We start from the raw sequence: 19762 nt of genomic DNA, 5'->3' as shown, positions 1-19762 counted from the left end.
ACCTACTTTACGAAAACCTTTCAGGTCGCGTCACCGGCGGCCCTCCACACGCTATGCCGACCCCACCGGAGTAGCAGATGAAACGATTTCCAGCGCTTTTAGCGGCCCTGCTCATCGCGATGATCGGCTCGATCGCCGGCGCGGTCGCGGCCGCCTCGCCCGCCCTCGCCGCGACGGCCTTCACCTCGACCGCGGTCGACCAGAACGGCGGCAACTGCCTGGACCTGCCCAATGGTTCCACCGCCAACGGCGTCCAGCTCATCCAGTGGTCCTGCAACGGCGGCGCCAACCAGGCCTTCGCCTTCACCCCGGTCGCCGGGACCGCCGACCAGTACAGCATCGGCACGGCGGCCGCGGGCAAGTGCGTGGACGTCCACGGCGCGTCCACCGCCGACAACGCCACGGTCATCCAGTGGACCTGCGGTACGGGCACCAACCAGCGGTTCCGCCTGGTGCCGTCGACCGGCGGAGCCGCCGGCGTCTTCGCCCTCCAGGCGGTCCACTCCGGCAAGTGCGTGGTGCCCGCGGGCGGTTCGTCGGCCGGCGACACGGGGCTCGTGCAACTCCCCTGCAGCGGTGCGGCCTCGCAGGCGTGGCTGCTGCCCGGCAAGGCCGGCGGCGGCACGACGACCACTCCCCCGGCGAAGACCGTCAGGGTGTACTGGCTGAAGCCCTCCGACGTCGCGTTCGACCAGCGGTACCCCGACGGCATCGCCGACGTGATGCGGGAGGCGCAGCGGTACTACAAGCAGGAACTCGGCAAGACCTTCACGCTGAACAACCCCGTGGTCGAGGTCGTCGACGGCGACCAGCCGCGCAGCTGGTACGAGAACACCCCCAACGGCGGTGACAGGTACTGGTGGTCCGTCACGAACATGCAGAACGAACTCGCCAGGAAGTTCGGCCTGAACAACCCCGACAGCCGCTGGATCAACGTCGGCGAGATCAGTGCGGAGGGAGACGGCGCCGGCGGGGGCGGCAGCCCCGGCTGGGTCGTCCTCAGCGGACACGACGCCGACGGTGCCGCGGGCATCAGCGGGCAGTCGATGAACCGCTGGTACGGCGGCATGGTGCACGAACTCGGCCACGCCCTGGGCCTGCCGGACGCGGCCTCGACGGACGGCACACCGATGTCCGCGTCCTTCTACGACTACCCGAACACGCACTTCAGCCAGAGCCAGAAGGACCAGATCCTGAACGGCCGCTACGGCAGCTTCCTTTCCTGACGCCGACAGCTCTTCTGCGGGGCACCGCCCGGTGCCCCGCAGAAGGGAAGGCGCAGCCTCGGGGAGCCGGGCCTGGCGTGCCGGCCCGGCTCCCCGGGGTCAGGAGGCGAGCGTGATGGTCACGGTGCCGGCGCCGGGAGTGGCGGTGACGGTGTGGGTGGTGGCGTTGTAGCTGCCGCCGCTCACCGCGGTGACGCCGACCGTGTCGAAGATCGGGAGCTGGACGGCGACGGCGCCGCCGGGCAGCGTGCCGGTGAGCGAGACGGTGACCACCCGTCCGGCGCCGGGCTTGGTGACGGCCAGCGAGACCCCGTAGGTGCTGCGGGCACCGCTGCCGGTGTTGTAGGAGGTGGTCAGGTTGGTCACCGAGGTGGTCTGGCCCGCGGCGATCCAGCTGTTGGGCACGCCCCGCCCGATGTAGAGAGGGCGGGTGAAGCTGTACGGGCCGGTACCGGTGGACGCGCGGCCCTCGGCGACGATGGACTCGATCAGACCCTGCTGCTGCGCCGAGATCGGCCACGCGTAGGGGATCGCCCCGAACTGCGGCCCCGCGTGGTTGCCGATCCACGGGTTGGCGCTTGACGGCCCGCTGCCGTTCGCCTCCCACCAGGCGTTGGGACCGCCGGTGGTCGTCGAGATCTGCCAGGCGTAGCTGGTGATGGGCAGGTCCCGGTAGCTGGTGCCGTACAGGCCGTTGGAGGCGTAGGCGGTGTTGTAGGCGGTGGAGTAGCCGTTGAAGGCGCCGAAGGTCGGGTAGGGCAGTCCCTGGGCGGAGAGCCGGGCGAAGCCCCAGGCGTACATGGCGTCGCTCTGCGCGGCGCTGCCGGCGATGCCGTTGAGCGCGCCGCCTTCGAGCATGGTGGACCACTGGTTCTGCCCGACCCACACCGGTGAGGCCCAGTTGGCGTCGTTGTAGGTGTTGCAGCGGTTGGACGAGTTGGCCACGTCGACCGCGCAGGGCAGGTAACTGAAGCCGTGGGCGGACTGGTTGGCGCCGAGCACGGTGTTGAGGTGGCTCAGCAGCGAGGTGTAGGCGGTATCGGCGTACTGCGCCTCCGCGGTGTTGCCCAGCCGGGTGGCGATGTACTTGTAGGCGGCCAGGCCCTGGAGGGCCGAGTAGTCGTCGAAGAGCCAGCGGCCTGAGGAGTCGTTGTCGAAGCTGGCCTTGAGGACTCCGTCGGAGGCGAGCTGGCCCTGGTAGATGCTGTGCATGATCGTGTAGAGGCTCGGTCCCCAGGGGCTGGACCCGGCGGAGTCGTCGTGGAAGTACTGGCTGACGAAGGCCGTGTCGTCGGTCTTGGCGAGGTAGAGCGCCCAGACGCCGGGGGTCTTCCAGTCGCCGTCGTAGTACCAGTTGGCGCCGTGCTCGTTGTAGTTGACCGCTTCCGAGATGCGCGCGTTGAGCAGCAGGTTCTGCGCGTCGCGGAAGTCGCCGGTCTCGAAGCGGGAGACCAGCTCGCCGGGCACGTCGTGGTTCAGCTCCCAGAAGTAGTTGTTGGCTCCGGAGAACTGGGCCTTGCCGATCTGCATGATCAGGCCGTAGATGGTGCCGGCCTTGTAGGCGTTGGTCAGCGCGCTGCCGGGATTGGCCAGACCGCCGGTGTTGGGCAGGGCGGTGTTCGGCAGCGAGACGGTGGCGGTCTCGCCGATCCTGGAGTTCCAGTAGGCCGCCATCGCGCTGTAGGCGCTGTCCAGGGTGGGGGCGCCGCTGCCGAGTTGGGCGGTCGTCGGCAGAGCCGCGCCGGAGCCGAAGGTGTCGATCGCGGCGACGAAGTCGTGGTTGCTCGTCGTGTGCGGTTGCACGGTGTTGAGCGAAGTACCCGTGAGGCGGACCAGGTTGGGCCCGGTCGCACCGGGGTCGAGGGTGACGGCGGCCGCCGCGTTGTTGGTGACCGAGACGCGCGTGTAGGCGAGCAGCACCGGGTTGCCGCCGATGGTCGCCTTGTCGGCGAAGTTCTTGATCGAGACCGCGGTGCTCCCGGTGGTGAAGGTGGTCGTCAGCGCGGGCAGGTAGCCGCTGTCCTCGGTCCACTGCACCGACTGCGCGGGCCGGTTGCCGCCGGTGTGGTAGATCCCGAAGGAGTACATGGCGCCGCAGATCGAGGTTCCGCCCGAGTTGTACGTGGTGGGCACGCCGCGGGCGAAGTAGGAGCCGGACAGGTAGGCGTAGGCCGGCCAGTGGTTGCCGTCCCATCCGATCGCCGACTGGTTGGAGAAGCCCTGGCCGTAGGGATCGGCCGGGGTCGGGAAGTTGGTGCCGTAAGCGGTGGGCAGGGACGAGTTCTTGCACGCGTTGGGGGCGACGGCGGGGATGCCCTCGTAGCTGCCCGAGGGGGTGCCCGTACCGTCCGTGGTGTAGCCGGGGATCCGCCAGACCAGGGTGCCCGCGGAACCGCAGGGGAGCTGCACCAGCACGGCGTTGCTCGCGGTGGACCCGCCGGCGGGTGCGACGCACTTCCCGGAGTGCCCGGCGACCAGGTTGAAGGTGCTGGTGGTGCCGGCCACCGTCACCGCTTGCAGGGTGAACCGCTGGGCGGCCGCGCCGCTGCAGGTCGCCTGGTCCACCGCGGCGTTGTCGGCGGTGGAGCCGCCCGCCACGTCAAGGCACAGGCCCGCGAAGCTGGTGACGGTGTACGTGGCCGCGCTGCCGGAGACCGGGGCGAAGTTCCAGTTCTGGTTGGTGCCTGCGTTGCAGGTGTACTGGATCAGCTGGACTCCGGACGTGGTCTGGCTCCACGGGTCGTCCAGGCAGTTGCCGCCGGCCTGGTTGACCACGGTCGAGCCGAAGGCGGTCGCGGCGACCGCGGGTGAGGCCGAGCCGGCGAACTGGACCAGCGCGGCGAGCAGCGCGGTGGCCGTGGCGGCGGCGATTCTGCGCAGCCGCGGTGCGCGCAGGAACGTGGACTTCATCGCGCGATCACCGGCTCGGACGGTTCCTGCGGGCGGGGTGGGCGGTTCGTCATCGGTGGATCCTTCCCGTGGGCTGGGTGGTGGGGGGAGCGCGGTCCCGGGAAAGCCGGACCTTGGAGCCGGTCGCCGGCACAGGGGACGTGGGCGGCCGTACGGCGAGTGCACTGTGACACGAATGTGAGCGCTAACATTCCTACTGCCGTGCGCGTGGTGCGAGGCCGCGGGGTCCGGACGCCGGGCGGAGGTGCCGATTCATGCTCCCCATCTGTCGCCGCCACCCAAAGGGGAGGAAGCGGGAGCGGCGACGACGGGGCGCCCAGGAGCGGGTCGGGCCCGACTTTCCCAGCCGAACCGAAAACCTTTTCCTGGATGAGAAAAGTAGAAGCGCTCACATCACTCGTCAACGGTCCGCGCAGAACAACCTCGGCCGGATTCCGGGTCCACCGCCGGCCCCGCGGGCCCGAAAAGGCCCCGACGCCTGCCGAGATCGCCCGCCACGGGCACCGCCACGGCCCCGGTCCGCCCAGCGGCACACGGCATGACAGGCGCCCTCGGGCTGTATCAGTCTGGCTGCCGAGCGGCCCGCTCCCCCGAAACGGACGGGGCCCCCGGGGGCGGGGCACCGCGGGACGGGGGTGCGGTCACGCCGGCGCGGGCCGGTGATGACGGGCGACCGGGGGGACGAACCGATGAGCACGCAGGACACGACCGACACCGCGGCGGCGGATTCGGTGATCTCGCTGCCCAAGGGCGGCGGCGCGGTGAGCGGCCTGGGCGAGAAGTTCTCGCCCGACCTCTTCACCGGCACGGGGAACTTCTCGGTGCCGCTCAGCGTGCCGAGCGGCCGCGGCGGCCTGCAACCGCAACTGGCCCTCACCTACAGCACAGGCAACGGCAACGGCCCGTTCGGGCTCGGCTGGCAGCTCGGGCTGTCAGGGGTGGCGCGCAGGACGTCCCACGGGCTGCCCCGGTACGCGGACGTGCCGGACGCGGACGGCACGCGTGCCGACGTCTTCGTGCTGTCGGGGGCCGAGGACCTGGTGCCGGTGGCGGGGCGCCATCCCGGCCGGGTGTCCTACCGGCCCAGGAGCGAGGGGATGTTCGCCCGGATCGAGCACGTCAAGGACGGCGTCGGCGACTACTGGGAGGTGCGCGCCAAGGACGGCTCCCGCACCCGCTACGGCACCCCGCGCCCCGAGGACGCGCCCGCCGGCTGGCGGGACCCGGCGGTGGCCGCCGACCCCGCGGCTCCCGGGCGGGTGTTCGGCTGGCGCATCACCGAGACGGCCGACCCGCTCGGCAATCTGATCAGGTACTCCTACCTCAGGGACACCGGACGTCAGGCGGGGCACGAGTGGGACCAGCCGCTGCTCGCCCGGATCTCGTACGCCGACCACGGCGACCGCTCGGATCCCTCGTTCCTGGTCACCGTCGACTTCGACCACTCGCCGCGCCCCGACCCGTTCTCCGACCACCGGGCGGGCTTCGAGACCAGGACGTCGCTGCGCTGCGACACCGTCAGAGTGACGACGCACGCGGCGGACGGGGTCAAGCGGGTGGTCCGCGAGTACCGGCTCGGATACGTGCAGGCTGCCTTCAACGGTGTGTCGCTGCTGGACCGGGTGACGGTCGTCGGCATCGACGAGTCGGCTCCCGACGGGCAGCCGGCTGTCGAGGCCATGCCGCCGCTGGTCTTCGCCTACAGCGGCTTCGACCCCGCCGCACGCGGATTCCGGCCGCTGACCGGCCCGGGTCTGCCCACGACAGGCCTCGACGACCCGGCCATGGCCCTGGTCGACCTGCGCGGGGTGGGACTGCCGGACCTGGTCGAACTCGGGGCCGCGCACCGGGTGTGGCGCAACGCGGGCGACGGCCGCTTCGAGCTGCCGCGGCTGCTGCCGGAGGCACCGCCGCAGTCCCTCGCCGATCCCGGCGTGCGCTTCATCGACGCCGACGGTGACGGCCGCGCCGAACTGCTGGTCCCCGCACCCGCCTCGGGGAGCAGGACCGCGGGCGCCGCGGCCGGCTACTACCCGACGGCGCCCGGCGGCGGCTGGAGCCGCGGGTCCTTCCGGCCCTACCGGCAGGCTCCCTCGGTCTCGCTCGCCGACCCGCAGGTCAGGCTGATCGACCTCGACGGCGACGGGCTCACCGACGTCCTGCGCTCCGGCTCCCGGCTCGAGTGCTGGTTCAACGACCGGGACCCGCGCAAGGCGTGGCAGCGCAGGGCGACCGGCAGCGGCCCGCTCCCGCAGGTCGACCTGGCCGACCCGGGCGTGCGGCTGGCCGACATGACCGGCGACGGCCTGCAGGACCTGGTCCTCGTCCGCAACGGGAACATCTCCTACTGGCCGAACCTCGGCTTCAACCGCTGGGGCGCGCGGGTCGCCATGCGCGACGCGCCGCGGCTGCCCGACCGTTACGACCCGCGCCGGGTGCTGCTCGGCGACATCGACGGGGACGGGGCCGCCGACCTGGTCTACGTCGACGACGGACGGGTGCTGGTGTGGGGCAACCGGACCGGGAACGCGTGGTCTCCCGAGCCGGTGACGATCCGCGGCACGCCGGCCGCCGCGGGCCCGGACTCGCTGCAACTGTGCGACCTTTACGGCACCGGCATGGCCGGCCTGCTCTTCGGGCGCACGGCCGGCGGCCGTGCCGGCTCGGCCATGCGCTTCCTGGACTTCACCGGCGGCACGAAGCCCTATCTGCTGGCGGGGATGGACAACAACCTCGGGGCGGTCACCCGGGTGACGTACGGGGCCTCGACCGCCGAGTACCTGCGCGACCAGCAGGACCCGGGCACCCGCTGGCGGACCACCCTGCCCTTCCCCGTCCAGGTCGTCACGAAGGTCGAGGTCACCGACCTGTTCTCGGGCGGTGTGCTGACCACCGGCTACCGCTACCACCACGGCCACTGGGACGGCGTGGAGCGGGAATTCCGCGGTTTCGCGAGGGTGGACCGCGTCGAAGGCGAGACGTTCGCCGAGACGTCGGGACGGATGTCCGACGGGACGCCGCGGGACACGGCGGCCACCGGTCCCGGCGGGGTGCCGGCCGGGCACTTCTCGCCGCCGACGCTGACGAAGACCTGGTTCCACCAGGGGGCGGTGCCCGGCGCTGGGCCGGGCCAGTGGGCGGAGCTCGACCTGCGGGCCGAGTTCTGGGACGGCGACGCGCCGATGCTGCACCGGCCGGCCTGGCAGGACGCCTACCTGGCCGCGCTGCCGGGCGACGCCCGGCGCACCGCCCTTCGGACGATGCGCGGCCGGGTGCTGCGCACCGAGCTCTACGCCCTGGACGGCACTGCCCGCGAGGCCCGCCCGTACACCGTGACCGAGGCGGTCGCGGGTGTCCGCGAGCAGTCGGCACCGGCAGCGGCGGAAGGGGACCGGGAGCGGATCTTCTTCCCGTTCGCGCAGGCCACCCGCACCACCCGGTGGGAGCGCGGCACCGACCCGATGACCAGCTTCGGCTTCGTCGCCGATTACGACGACTACGGCTGCGCCACCGGCCGGCTGTCCTTCGCGGTGCCGCGCGGCAGGGACCCGCTGGCGGCGGCGGAACCCGGCGGCGAGCCGTACCTGGCCACGTACGAGACGACCGAGTACGCCCGGCGCGACGACGAGGGCCTCTACCTGGTCGACCGGGTCGCGCGGAAGACGGAGTTCGAGGTCGTCAACGACGGCCGGCTCGCCGTCCCCGACCTGCGTGCCGCCGTCCTCGCGGGCCCGCAGGCCGCCGGGCCCGGCACCGGGGTGTCGCTGCGGCTGATCGGCCACACCCGCACCTTCTACGACGGAGCCGCGTTCACCGGGCTGGCCGCGGGCGTGCTGGGCGACCACGGGCTGGCGGTGCGCAGCGAGTCGCTGGCCTTCACCGGCGGCTTCCTCGACGAGCTGTTCGACCCGGCCGACCCCGCGGCTGTCACCCCCAGACCGCCCTACCTGAACCCGGACGGTGCGGTGTCGTGGCCGGCCGGCCATCCGCCGGAGTTCACCGCCGCGCTGGCGCCGCTGGCCGGATACGTCCACTACGCCGACGACGAGGTGCCCGGCTCCCCCGGCGGCTACTACATCACCACCGCCCGGCACCGCTACGACGTGCACGACGCGGGCCGGGTGCCGCGCGGCCTGGTGGTCGCCTCGCTGGACGCGCTGGGCGCGCAGACCCTGTTCGGCTACGACGAGTACGACCTGCTGCCGGTCTCGACCGTCGACGCCGCCGGACTGACCCGCACGGCCGGCAACGATCCGCGGCTGCTGCGCCCGCACACCGTCACCGACGCCAACGGCAGCACGAGCACGGTGGCCTACTCCCCGCTCGGGCTGGTCACGGCACGCTTCGCCCGCGGCTCCGGCGGCGAGGGCGACGCGGTGCTGCCCGGTACCCGGATCACGTACGACCTGCTGGCCTATGTCTCGCGCGGCGAGCCGGCCTCGGTGCGCAGCGTGGTGCGGGTGCACCACGACACGGATACCGGGGTACCGGCCGACCGGCGCGACGACGTCCAGGTGTCGGTGCAGTATTCCGACGGCTTCGGCCGGGTGCTGCAGACGCGCTCGCAGGCGGAGGACACCCTCTTCGGCGATCCGGTGTTCGGCGGCGGGGTGATCCCGCAGGATCTCCTCGCCGACACGGGCGACACGGTGGGCCGTACCCGTGCGGCAGGCGATCCGGACAACGTGGTCGTCTCCGGGCTGCAGCGCTACGACAACAAGGGGCGGGTGGTGCAGACCCACGAGCCGCTCTTCGCGACCGGCTACGGCTACACGGACCCGTCGCAGGCACAGTCGGGGCAGCACACATCGACGTTCTACGACCCGCTCGGCCAGGCCGTCCGCACCGTGCAGCCCGACGGCAGCGAGCAGCGGGTCGTCCCCGGCGTCCCCGCCGACCTGGCCGACCCCGACGTCTTCGCCGCGACCGCCTGGGAGTCCTTCACCTACGACGCCGACGACAACGCGGGCCGCACCCACCCCGGCGCCACCGAGGACTTCCGCAGCCACTGGAACACCCCGGAGAGCATCGAGGTGGACGCGCTCGGCCGCACCGTGCGGGCGGTCCAGCGCAACGGCCCCGCCGCCGGGGACCGCTTCACCACCGCCTCGCGGTACGACATCCAGGGCAACCTGCTCACGGTCACCGACCCGCTGGGGCGGGTGGCCTTCCGCTACCACTACGACCTGGCGAAGCGGCGCTGGCGGATCGAGGGCGCGGACGGCGGGCGGCAGGACAGCGTGCCGGACGCGCTCGGCACCCCGGTGGAGACGCGCGACGGCAAGGGCGCGCTGGTAATGGCCGCGTGCGACGCGCTGCGGCGGCCGGTGCGCGTGTGGGCCCGCGACGGGACGTCGGATCCGCTGACGCTGCGCCAGCGGATCGAGTACGGCGACGGCGGCACCCCCGACCAGCCGGCGGCCGAGCGGGAGGCGGCCCGCGAGCTGAACCTGCTCGGACGGCCCGTGCGGCACCACGACGAGGCAGGCCTGCTGACGGTCGCCGCGGTGGACTTCAAGGGCAACGTGCTGGAGTCCGAGCGGCGGGTGATCGCCGACGCGCCGCTGCTGGCCGGCTACGCGGCCGCCGCGGGCAACGGCTGGCGGGTCGCCCCCTTCAGGGTCGACTGGACCCCGGCGGCGGGACAGGACCAGGCGGCGCACGACGACACGCTGCTGGAGCCGTCCGGCTACACCACGACGACGCGCTACGACGCGCTCGGCAGGGTGGCAGGCCACGTCTTCCCCGCCGCGGTGGACGGCACCCGCGCGGAGCTGCTCCCGTCCTACAACCGGGCGGGTTCGCTGGAGGCGGTGAGCCTGGACGGGACCGTCCATGTGCAGCGCATCGCCTACGACGCCAAGGGCCAGCGGGCGCTGGTGGCGTACGGCAACGGCGTGCTGACCCGCTACGCGTACGATCCGCTCACCTGCCGCCTGGCCCGGGTCCGCACCGAGCCGTTCACGGCGGACGGCGCGGCCTACCACCCGGCAGGCGCCGTCATCGAGGACCGCGGCTACGACTACGACCTGGTCGGGAACGTCACGGCCGTCCGCGACCGCACGCCCGGCAGCGGCATCCCGGGCAACCCCGAGGCGCTGGCAGCCGCCGACCCGGTGCTGCGGCGGCTGCTGGGCGGCGGTGACGCCCTCGACCGGCACTTCGCCTACGACCCGCTTTACCGCCTGGTGTCGGCCACCGGACGCGAATTCCAGTCGCCGGCGCCGGGCGACCCGTGGAGCGACATGCCGCGGGGCACGGACGTGACGAGGACCCAGGCGTACACCGAGACGTACACCTACGACCCGGCGGGGAACCTGCTCGCGCTGGTGCACGGCGGCGCCGGCGCCTTCCGCCGCGACTTCGTCCCGGACCCGGGCGGCGACCGGCTGCTGCGGATGACCTCGGGCGGTACACCGTACGACTACGCCTACGACGCGCGCGGCAATCTGGTCGCGGAGGCGTCCTCGCGGCACTTCGGCTGGAATCACGCGGACCGGATGACGTCCTTCGCCACGCAGGCAGAAGGGGCGGAGCCGTCGGTGCATGCCCACTACCTCCACGACGCGACGGGCCGGCGGGTCAAGAAGCTGGTCCGCAGGCAGGGCGGCGCCTTCGAGGTCACGCACTACCTCGACGGCACTTTCGAGCACCACCGCTGGTCGGTGGGCACGCCGTCGGCAGGCGCGAACAACCACGTCCACGTGATGGACGACCGGCAGCGGGTCGCGCTGGTCCGCCTGGGCACGCCGCACCCCGACGACCCGGGCCCCGCGGTGGCCTTCCAGCTCGGCGACCACCTCGGAAGCTGCACCGCGATCGTGGACGGCGCCGGGGTCCTCACCAACCGCGAGGAGTACACGCCCTACGGCGAGACCAGCTTCGGCAGCCACACCCGCAAGCGCTACCGCTTCACCGGGTGTGAACGCGACGAGGAGAGCGGCGTGAGCCATCACGGCGCCCGCTCCTACCACCCCGCGCTCGCCCGCTGGACCAGCACCGACCCTCGGCTCCCCGGCCCCGCAGAAGGGGCCCTCCTCGCGAACCCCTACCGCTATGTCCGGAACAACCCGCTGATGTTCAGCGACCCGGACGGCACGGACGTGTACATCCTCGCGAACCTCTCCGGCCGGGAGATCGACTACGCGGCGGTGGCGACCAGGAAGGCCGAGATCGACGCGAAGCTCTCGGCCGAGGGACGGACGGACAAGGACCATGTCTACGTCCTGACGGCCTTCGACCTCGGCGAGTTGGAGGGCAAGGTCGCGGAAAAGGTCAAGGACGCCAAGGAGAAGGGCTACGGCAAGACCGTCGAGTTCTCCGAGTGGGGCCACGGCGGCCGGGACGGTCCCCGAGGCGACAAAGTCGTCGCGCAAAAGGTCCGGCTCAGCGAGGAGGACCCCAAGCAGCTGAAGTTCGAGGTGTGGCAGCGGATCGACTTCAACTTCGAGCCGGGGCACTCGATCGCCGCCTTCTACGGCTGCCGGGAACTCGGCTTCGCCGAGAGGTTCCTCGCCGCCCAGCCGAACCTGCAGTACGTCGCGGGGTTCGACGTGCGGTCCTATCCGTCCTGGCAGTCGGGCACGTACGACTGGCACTGGAACGAAGGCTACGACTCCACGCGGGACGCCTCCCTCGCGCAGTCCCGCCTGAGCGGCCGGAGCCCGTTCGTGTGGTTCGTCGGCCAGGGCCGCCTGCGACGCGCCGACAACTCGATCGGTGTCAGGACCGAGGGTGACAAGAAGATCATCGAGGCGGTCGGGAGCACCACCAACCTCACCGTCGTCGACCGGGCGGGCAACGAGCGCGGGCAGGACCCGAACGCCGACATCGACACGCTGAACCGGCAGCCGTGGGCTCCCTGGATCCGGGAGCAGAACCGGCCCTGACCGCACACGTCCCCACGGCACGTCCCGACACAGGTCCCGCGCTGCCCACGGGTGGACCGCCCGCGGGCACCGCCGGCCGCGGCGCACAGTCCCGAGCACATCCTGTACTTCTCACTGGGGGAAACCGTCATGACCGGCAAAGAACGAGCAGACCTCGGGGGCAGGCCCCTGAAAGTCGTCGTCACCAACCCGCCGGCTCCGCCGGACGTGGAACCATCGGTGACCGTGACGCGCCCCGCGGGCCAGGTGGTGGCAGGGATCGCGGCGGCCTTCACCGTCGACGCCGACCGGGGCGAGCACTTCGTCTGGCAGGGCGGCGACGACAACTGGAACGGCGAGCCCAAGGTCACCTACACCGAGGTCCGCGTCTACGTCGACGGGGCCGAGGTGGTGCGCGACCACCGGGGTACCGGCGGCCTGGAGACGCTGACCATCCCCCGTCCCGGGGTGCACTCGGTCAGCGCGGCCGGCCTGACCACAGCGGGCGTCCTGATCGACTCCGCCGCGATCAGCGTCAGGGTCGCCGCGGCGGCGGCGCCGGCCTTCACGCTCGACGCACCCGCCGAGGGTGCCGTCGTCGACCTCGACGACGGGGGCGGCCAGGTCACCGTCAGGCTCGGCGTCACGAGCGACCAGTACTTCCCGTTCACCGCCGCCGTCACCCGCGACGGGCAGACCACGACGGAGACGATCCCCGGCGCCACCGCCCAATACCAGAAGGCAGTGTCCCTCGCCCCCCTGCCGCTCGGTGCCAGGACCCTCTCGGTGACCCTGACCGACCCCGACGGGCTGGCCACCACCAAGACCCGCACGCTCACCGGCCGGGACATCGCCCCGCCGCACCTGCAGGTGGACTTCCCCCAGCCGGCGGCGAACGTCATGGGCGACACCGGCGGGAAGGCGACCGTGGCGATGCACGGCACCGCGCCCGACGGGCAGAGCGGGATGACCGGCGGCAGCGCCTCGGTCGCCTGGGCGCTGAGCCCGACGGGCACCAGGACCGCCGCCCGCCCGGTGAACGGCGCCGACTTCGGTTCGTGGACCGCGGACGTGCCGCTGTCCGGGTTCGGCGCGCACACGATCTATGTGTGGGCGACCGACCACGCGGGCAACACCATGCCCTCGCCGGTGGCCGTGCCTGTCGTGGTCATCAGCTCCTACGTGCCGGCGAATCTCGACCAGCGGCTCGACGAGCGCGAATACCTCGCAGCGCTGCTGTCCTTCGCCCAGGAGCAGGTGACCGTGCCCGGCTCACCGCCGGTGCCCCTGGACACCGAGCGGCTGGTCGCCGCCCTGGGGCAGCCCGTGGACAGGCTGAGCCAGCCGCTGTCCGCCGCGTTCGACAGCGGGAGCCGGGAGGTCAACCAGCTGCGGGTGCCCGTGGAACTGCTCAGGGCCCGCATCGCCGCCACCGGCGCGTCCACCGCCCCCGGTGCGGCCGGCGAGGCCGCCTACCGCGGCACCGCCTACGCGGCGCTGCTCTCCGCAGCCGGTACCTCGTACGCCGAACTGCGGCTGGCCAGGGGCGCCGAGCCCGCGGCCCGCCAGGCGCTCGCCGCCCGGCTGGGCATCAGGCTGTCGGCGACCGCACCCGACGAGCTCGACCAGCTGCTGCTGGACTCCGCGGAACCCTCGGAGACGGCGATGGAGACCGTCTTCGGCCTCCCCGCGACCACCGCGGCCGACCCGCTGCGGATCCCCTCCACACCGCTGCTGCTGTCCTGGCAGCTGGCGGGGCTGGCGGCGACCTGGTCGGAACAGGACCAGCATCCGACCGTGCCGCCCGCCTACGGGGCGGTCGCCGACCCCGACGTCATCGGCGCCGCGGACGTCGTCGCCGGGCCGAGCGGGGACCGGATCCGCACCCTGCTCACCGCCCGGCAGCAACTGCTCACCGACTACGCCGCCTCGCTCACCCAGGCCCGCACGCAGGCGCCCGACGCGCCCGCCGGGCTCGCCGCCATGCAGGCGCTCGCACTGCCCGGCACCGACCTCGCGGCGCTGGAGGCCGCGGACGCCCAGGGCACCGACATCGGCGCGGCCCTGGCGGCCGCCGGGCTGACCCGCGGCGGTTTCCTCTACCTCAGGAAGCTGGCCCGCCTCGCGGCGACCGGCAGCGTGACGGCAGCCGAGTGGGGCGACGCGGTCGCCGTGCTGACCGGCGCCCACAAGCAGTCGCTGTACCCGGTGTGGCGCGCGCAGGAGTCCGTCGTCGTGCTGTCCCCCGACTTCTTCGTCCTGGCCGCAGGGGGACCGCGGGTCAGCCCCTACCGTGTCGACGCAAGGGCCCGCGCGGACTGGCAGACCGCGCTGCGCAACCGCACCTCGCAGCGCGAGGACCTGGTCGACGCCTGCGCCCGCGCCGTCGCGTCCGCCGAGCAGATCGCGCTGCCCGTCCTGCGGGACGCCCTGCTGGCCGACCTCGCGCCCACCACGGCGGGCGACGCCGGCGAGGCGATGTCCGCCAGGTTCCTGGTCGACGTCCTGGCCGGCGGCACGCTGCGCACCACCCGCCTCGGCCAGGCCGTGGAGAGCGTGCAGTCGCTGCTGGCGGCCAAGCGGTCGGGCGAACTGCCCGCCGACCACCCGGCGGCCGACTGGACTCTCGGCGACTTCGACGGCTTCACCGCCGCCTGGGTGTGGATGGGCGAGCAGGGCAGCTGGCAGGCGGCCACCCTGGCCTTCCTGTTCCCCGAGCGCCATCTCGACCCGACCCTGCTCGTCCCCGCCTCCGGGCCGCTGCGGACCCTCTTCGACGATGTCAGCGGCGGCGCGGTCTTCAGCGCGGCCGACGCAGCTGCCGCGGCCGCCACCTACCTGGCGTCGCTCAAACTCGGCTTCGGCTACCTCGACCCGAAGCGGACCGCGGCCCACCAGGCCACCTTGCGCGACCTGTCGAAGGCGCAACCGGAGCCGTCCGCACGGGAGATCTTCTGGGCGGTGCCGATGCTGCTCGCGCAGCGCCTGCAGGCGGCAGGCGACTACCAGGCGGCCCTCGACTGGTACTGGATCCTGTATCCCTACGACGTGGGCTCACCGGTCTCGATCTACAACCGCGTCAACACCGAGGCGGTCAACCGGCCGGACCTCACCTTCCCGCCCCGGTGGACGACGGCCCTCGACCCCTTCACACTGGTCACAGGGCGGCCCGCGCCCTACACCCGCTACACCCTGCTCTCCCTCATCAGGTGCCATCTCGACTACGCCGACGCGGAGTTCACCCGGGAGACCGACGAGTCGGTGGCGCACGCCCGCACCCTCTACGTCACCGCCAGGCGGCTGCTCGGTACGGCCGCGCTGCAACCGCAGCAGCCGACGAACCCCGGCGAGCCGACGCTGGCGATCCCCGACCTCGACGTCCTGCACGGCAGGGCGGAGGCGCAGCTCGCCAAGATCCGGCAGGGCCGCAACATCGCGGGCACGCCCCGCACCCAGGGGATCGCCACCACGACCACGGTGAGCCGGCCCACGCCGTACCGCTTCAAGGTCCTGCTGGAGCGGGCCAGGCAACTCGCCGCTCAGGCAGCCCAGATGGAGGCGGGATTCCTCTCCGCGCTGGAGAAGTACGACGACCGCACCCTGCGCCTCTACGACGCGGTGAAGGGCATCGACCTCACCGCCGCCCAGGTCGACCTCTCGGTCAGCCGGGTGCAGGAGGCCGGTGACGCGGTCACCGCCGCGATCTCCCAGCAGACCAGGGCCGACACCATGGTCACGCTCTACGCCGACGCCGTCGACGCGCCGGAGAACAGCTACGAGAAGGACCTGCTCGACGAGTACTCCGACCTGCAGTACGTCAGGGACGGCATCGCCGTGGCGGACACCGTCATCGGTGTCGCGCAGGCCGCCGCCAAGGCGAGCAGCCTGTTCGACGCGGTGACGAGCTTCGGCGCGAGCACGGTCTTCTCCGGCCAGGTCATCGCCGCGACCGTGGTCAAGGGCGGCCTGGAGCTGCTGCAGAACACCATCGACGCGCAGATGCAGGCCAACCAGTTGCGGGCGGGCATCGAGCAGCGCAAGGAGGAATGGCGCCGCCAGGAGGTCGCGGCCCGGCAGGACTCGCTGATCGCCGCGGCCCAGGTGACGACGGCCAGGGACCAGGCGGCCATCGCCCTGCAGGAGCAGAGCGTGGCGGCGCTGCAGCACGACCAGGCGGTGGCCACGCTGAAGTTCCTCAACGACCAGTTCACCAACGCGGACCTCTACCTGTGGCTGAGCAGCACCATGGGCGGGGTCTACCGCTACTTCCTTCAGCAGGCGACCTCGACCGCGCGGCTGGCCCAGGCGCAGCTGGGCTTCGAGCGGGCCGAGCCGGCGCAGACCCTGATACGCAACGACTACTGGCAGTCGCCCGGCGAGATGACGGCGGGCGGCACGCAGACCGGCCGCCGCGGTCTGACCGGTGCGGAACAGCTCACCGCCGACCTGGCCAGGCTCGACGAGTACTCCTTCAGTTCGGCGCACCGCCGCCTGAACCTCTCCCAGACCTTCTCGCTGGCCCGGCTGATGCCCGCGGAATTCCTGGAGTTCCGCAGGACGGGGACGCTGGCCTTCGCCACCCCGATGTCGCTCTTCGACGCCGACTTCCCGGGCCACTACCTGCGGCTGATCCGCCAGGTGCGCACCAGCCTGGTCGCACTGGTGCCGCCGGACCGCGGCATCCGCGCCACGCTCGCCTCGAACGGCATCTCCCGGGTCACCACCGGGGGCGACGGCGTCTTCCAGGACGTCACGCTGCGCTCCGATCCCGGCATCGTGGCGCTGACCTCGCCGATCAGCGCCAGTGGCGTCTTCGAACTCGACGTCCAGTCGGACCTGTTGCTGCCCTTCGAGTCGAGCGGGGTGGACACGACCTGGGAATTCCAGCTGCCGCCCGCGGCCAACCCGTTCGACTTCTCCGCCATCGCCGACGTGCTGCTCACCATCGACTACACCGCCGCGTACGACGAGACCTACCGCGACCAGCAGATCACCCGGCTCAACGCCGACCGCAGGCGCGGGGCGGACTGCGTCTTCAGCCTGGTCCGCGACTTCCCCGACCAGTGGTACGACCTGAACAACCCCGCCGACCCCGCGCAGCGCGCGGTCACCTTCACCCTGCGGGACCTGGACTTCCCGCTCGGCTACGAGGAGTTGTCCACCTCCGCGGTCACCGTACGGCTCTCGGCAGGCGAGACGGCGCCGGAGGCCGTGGTCACACTCAACCGCGGGGCGGCGGGCGGTGCGGCGACCACGGCAGGCGGCTTCGCAGGCACCCGCCGCGGCAACGCCCCCGCCTGGGTGCCGCTGTGCGAGGGCAGCCCGGCCGGCGAGTGGCGGCTCGGCTTCGGCGCCGGCGCGGACGCCCTGTTCGCCTCAGGCGACCTCGACGACATCCTGATCGTCGTCGGCTGGAACGGCCTCGCCCCCGCCTGGACGTCCTGACCGGCAGGCCGCGTCCGGCCGCATCGCCGGGCGCGGCCTTTGACTCGGGCACTTGACCGAACCATGTCGCATTCCGGAAGGTATGTCCGAGTGGGCGCCGGCAGTCGGCGTCCTCGACGACGGGGGAAGACACGGTGAGGCAGGCGGGACAGCAGTTAGCAGGACCGGCGGGTCAGACGGGGAGCGGCTCCACGGGGTCCGCGTGGTCCGGCGGACGGGGGGTACTGGAGGGCGCCTTCGGGCTGATGGCGGCATTGGAGGAGGCGGGTGAGGCGGGGCTCACCCGGCTGGCGTCACGCAGCGGGCTGCCCAAGTCGACCGCCTACCGGCTGCTGGAGCAGCTGGTGGAGTTGGGCGCCGTCCAGCGGCGCGGCGCGTGCTACCGGATGGGGCCGCGGATGTTCCGGCTCGGGCAGGGGTGGCAGCCGCACCCGGGGCTGCGGCAGGCCGCGCGCGAACCGGTACGCCGGCTGGTCGCGGCGACGGGGGCGACGGTGGGTGTCAGCGTCCTGTGGGAGGGCCAGACCCTCGTGCTGGACTGGGCGCCGGGCCAGGACGAGGCGCTCACGCCGCTGCTGAACGGCACCTCGTGGCCCTGGTACACGGCGGCAGGGAAGGTGCTCACGGCCTGGGTGCCGCCCACCCTTCCGGCCGGCCCGATGCCCGCGACATGGGCGCGGGAGGCCGAGGAGATCAGGGATCGCGGCTCGGCGTTCGACCGCGAGCAGATCATGCCCGGGGTGTGCTGCGCTGCCGTCCCGCTGCGGGCCGGCAGCGGGACGGTCGTCGGCGCGCTGTGCGTCCTGACCGCCCCTTCCAGGCGGCTCGAACAGCTGGCTGAGGACGCCAGGCGGACCGCCGCTGCGATCAGCGCGCGGTTGCGCGGGCGCTGACGCGCCCTCGGGGCGCGGGTGCGGGAACACTGACGCCCGCTCAGGGCGCGGGTGCGGGAACACTGACGCGCACCCAGGGCGCGGGTGCGGGAACACTGACGCCCACTCAGGGCGCGGGTGCGGGAACACTGACGCCCACTCAGGGCGCGGGTGCGGGAACACTGACGCGCACCCAAGGCGCGGGTGTGCGCGGGTGCTGTACAGGGGTCAGGGTGTCGGCTGGCAGGGCCTTCCTCGCGGCCGGCAGGCGGCACCTGCGGCGGGGCGGGTCCGTGGTGCGGCACACCACGGGCCCGGCCCCCGCTCCCCTGTGGACTTCGGCCCACGAGCCGGACGCCGGGCGCCTCAGGACCGTTCGCCACGGCGGCCTGGACCCGTGCGGTGGGCGGGAGGTCCCACCGGCTCCCGACGCTCCGCACGGGCGTCAGCGGGCGGGCCCGGTTTCGACCGGGCGGGAGGGGTCGCGGCTGTAGGCGGACCAGCCGCCGACGAACAGGCGCCCGATGCCCAGACCGGTGTGCTCCATGGTCAGGAGGTTGTGGCAGGCCGTCACTCCCGAGCCGCAGTAGGAGGCCACCCGCGCGGCGGTGCCCCGGTCGACTCCGGCGGCGGCGAACCGGTCGCGGATCTGCTGCAGCGGGAGCAGCCGGCCCCGGCTGTCCAGGTTCTCCCGGCACGGGACGTTGCCCGCACCGGGCACGTGGCCAGGACGCGGGTCGACAGGGTCCTGCTCGCCGATGAAGCGGTCCCGGTTGCGGGCGTCGATCGTCACGGCGTCCGGCCCGGTCACCTCGTCGGCGTCCACCAGTACCTGCGCCGGCCACGGGTGTTCGGCGAAGTCGCCTTCCGCCGGGGCAGGCTCCGCCACGGTCAGCGAGTCGGGGTGGACGTCGAGGTAGGCGGCGAGGCCGCCGTCCAGGACGGCCGCGCGACGGCCCGTGGTCCGCAGCATCCACACCAGGCGGGCTGCGATCACGCCGCCCTGGTCGTCGTAGGCGACCACGGTGTCCCCGTCGCGGATCCCCAGGGTCCGCATGCCCTCGGTGAAGACCTGCGGCGACGGCAGCGGGTTGCGGCCACCTTCCGGAGTGGCCGGCCCGGTCAGCCAGCGGTCCAGATCCACGAACACGGCACCGGGGAGGTGCCCGCTCTCGTACGCGGCCCGTCCGGAACGGCCGTCGAGGTACCAGCGCACGTCCGCCAGGACCGTACGCCCGGGCAGGCCGTCCAACTCCCCCACCCGCACGAACGGCGGGAAACTCACACGATCGGTCATGTCGCGACCCTATGCAGATGACCACATGGTGAGCCAATATTGACCAGATAGCGAGACGTCCTGGGAGCGGTACGCCCCGGCGGCCCGACCCCGGGCGAACCCGGGGTCGGGCCCTCGCGGCCTCGGCTCACGAAGAGGTGACAC

General features: G+C 72.7%; 6 protein-coding genes. 4 read left to right on the top strand and 2 right to left on the bottom strand.

Annotation, left to right across the window (positions count from 1 at the left end; translation table 11 throughout):
* Positions 1-77 precede the first annotated feature (77 nt).
* A complete protein-coding gene (locus ACGFMP_RS24155) occupies positions 78-1226 on the top strand; it encodes an RICIN domain-containing protein (RefSeq protein ID WP_393675050.1) in 1149 nt (382 codons plus the stop codon).
* Between the two features lie 99 nt (positions 1227-1325).
* Here the strand turns inward: ACGFMP_RS24155 and ACGFMP_RS24150 are convergent, their stop codons facing one another.
* The gene (locus ACGFMP_RS24150; protein ID WP_393675049.1) at positions 1326-4136 is read right to left on the bottom strand and encodes an RICIN domain-containing protein; all 2811 of its coding nucleotides are present in this window, start codon (positions 4134-4136) and stop codon (positions 1326-1328) included.
* Between the two features lie 689 nt (positions 4137-4825).
* Between ACGFMP_RS24150 and ACGFMP_RS24145 the strand changes: the two genes are divergently transcribed.
* From ACGFMP_RS24145 to ACGFMP_RS24135, 3 genes are all read left to right on the top strand, one after another.
* Positions 4826-12025 (top strand): SpvB/TcaC N-terminal domain-containing protein, encoded by a 7200-nt coding sequence (locus tag ACGFMP_RS24145; protein WP_393675048.1) that lies wholly within the window; start codon positions 4826-4828, stop codon positions 12023-12025.
* Positions 12026-12244: 219 nt separating this feature from the next.
* A complete protein-coding gene (locus ACGFMP_RS24140) occupies positions 12245-17449 on the top strand; it encodes a hypothetical protein (RefSeq protein ID WP_393675047.1) in 5205 nt (1734 codons plus the stop codon).
* Positions 17450-17694: 245 nt separating this feature from the next.
* Positions 17695-18342: an IclR family transcriptional regulator gene (locus tag ACGFMP_RS24135; protein WP_393675046.1), complete on the top strand. Its 648-nt coding sequence runs from the start codon at positions 17695-17697 to the stop codon at positions 18340-18342.
* A 424-nt stretch (positions 18343-18766) separates the two neighbouring features.
* Here the strand turns inward: ACGFMP_RS24135 and ACGFMP_RS24130 are convergent, their stop codons facing one another.
* A complete protein-coding gene (locus ACGFMP_RS24130; protein WP_393675045.1) occupies positions 18767-19618 on the bottom strand; it encodes a sulfurtransferase in 852 nt (283 codons plus the stop codon).
* Positions 19619-19762: the final 144 nt, after the last annotated feature.

The sequence above is a fragment of the Streptomyces sp. NPDC049040 genome, from assembly GCF_043197715.1.
Classification (GTDB): domain Bacteria; phylum Actinomycetota; class Actinomycetes; order Streptomycetales; family Streptomycetaceae; genus Actinacidiphila.
This window is presented reverse-complemented; position numbering and strand designations above follow the sequence as displayed.

Coding starts and splice junctions, on each gene's coding strand:
- ACGFMP_RS24155 (WP_393675050.1), top strand. CDS start 78: ATGAAACGATTTCCAGCGCTTTTAGCGGCCCTGCTCATCGCGATGATC.
- ACGFMP_RS24150 (WP_393675049.1), bottom strand. CDS start 4,136: ATGAAGTCCACGTTCCTGCGCGCACCGCGGCTGCGCAGAATCGCCGCC.
- ACGFMP_RS24145 (WP_393675048.1), top strand. CDS start 4,826: ATGAGCACGCAGGACACGACCGACACCGCGGCGGCGGATTCGGTGATC.
- ACGFMP_RS24135 (WP_393675046.1), top strand. CDS start 17,695: ATGGCGGCATTGGAGGAGGCGGGTGAGGCGGGGCTCACCCGGCTGGCG.
- ACGFMP_RS24130 (WP_393675045.1), bottom strand. CDS start 19,618: ATGACCGATCGTGTGAGTTTCCCGCCGTTCGTGCGGGTGGGGGAGTTG.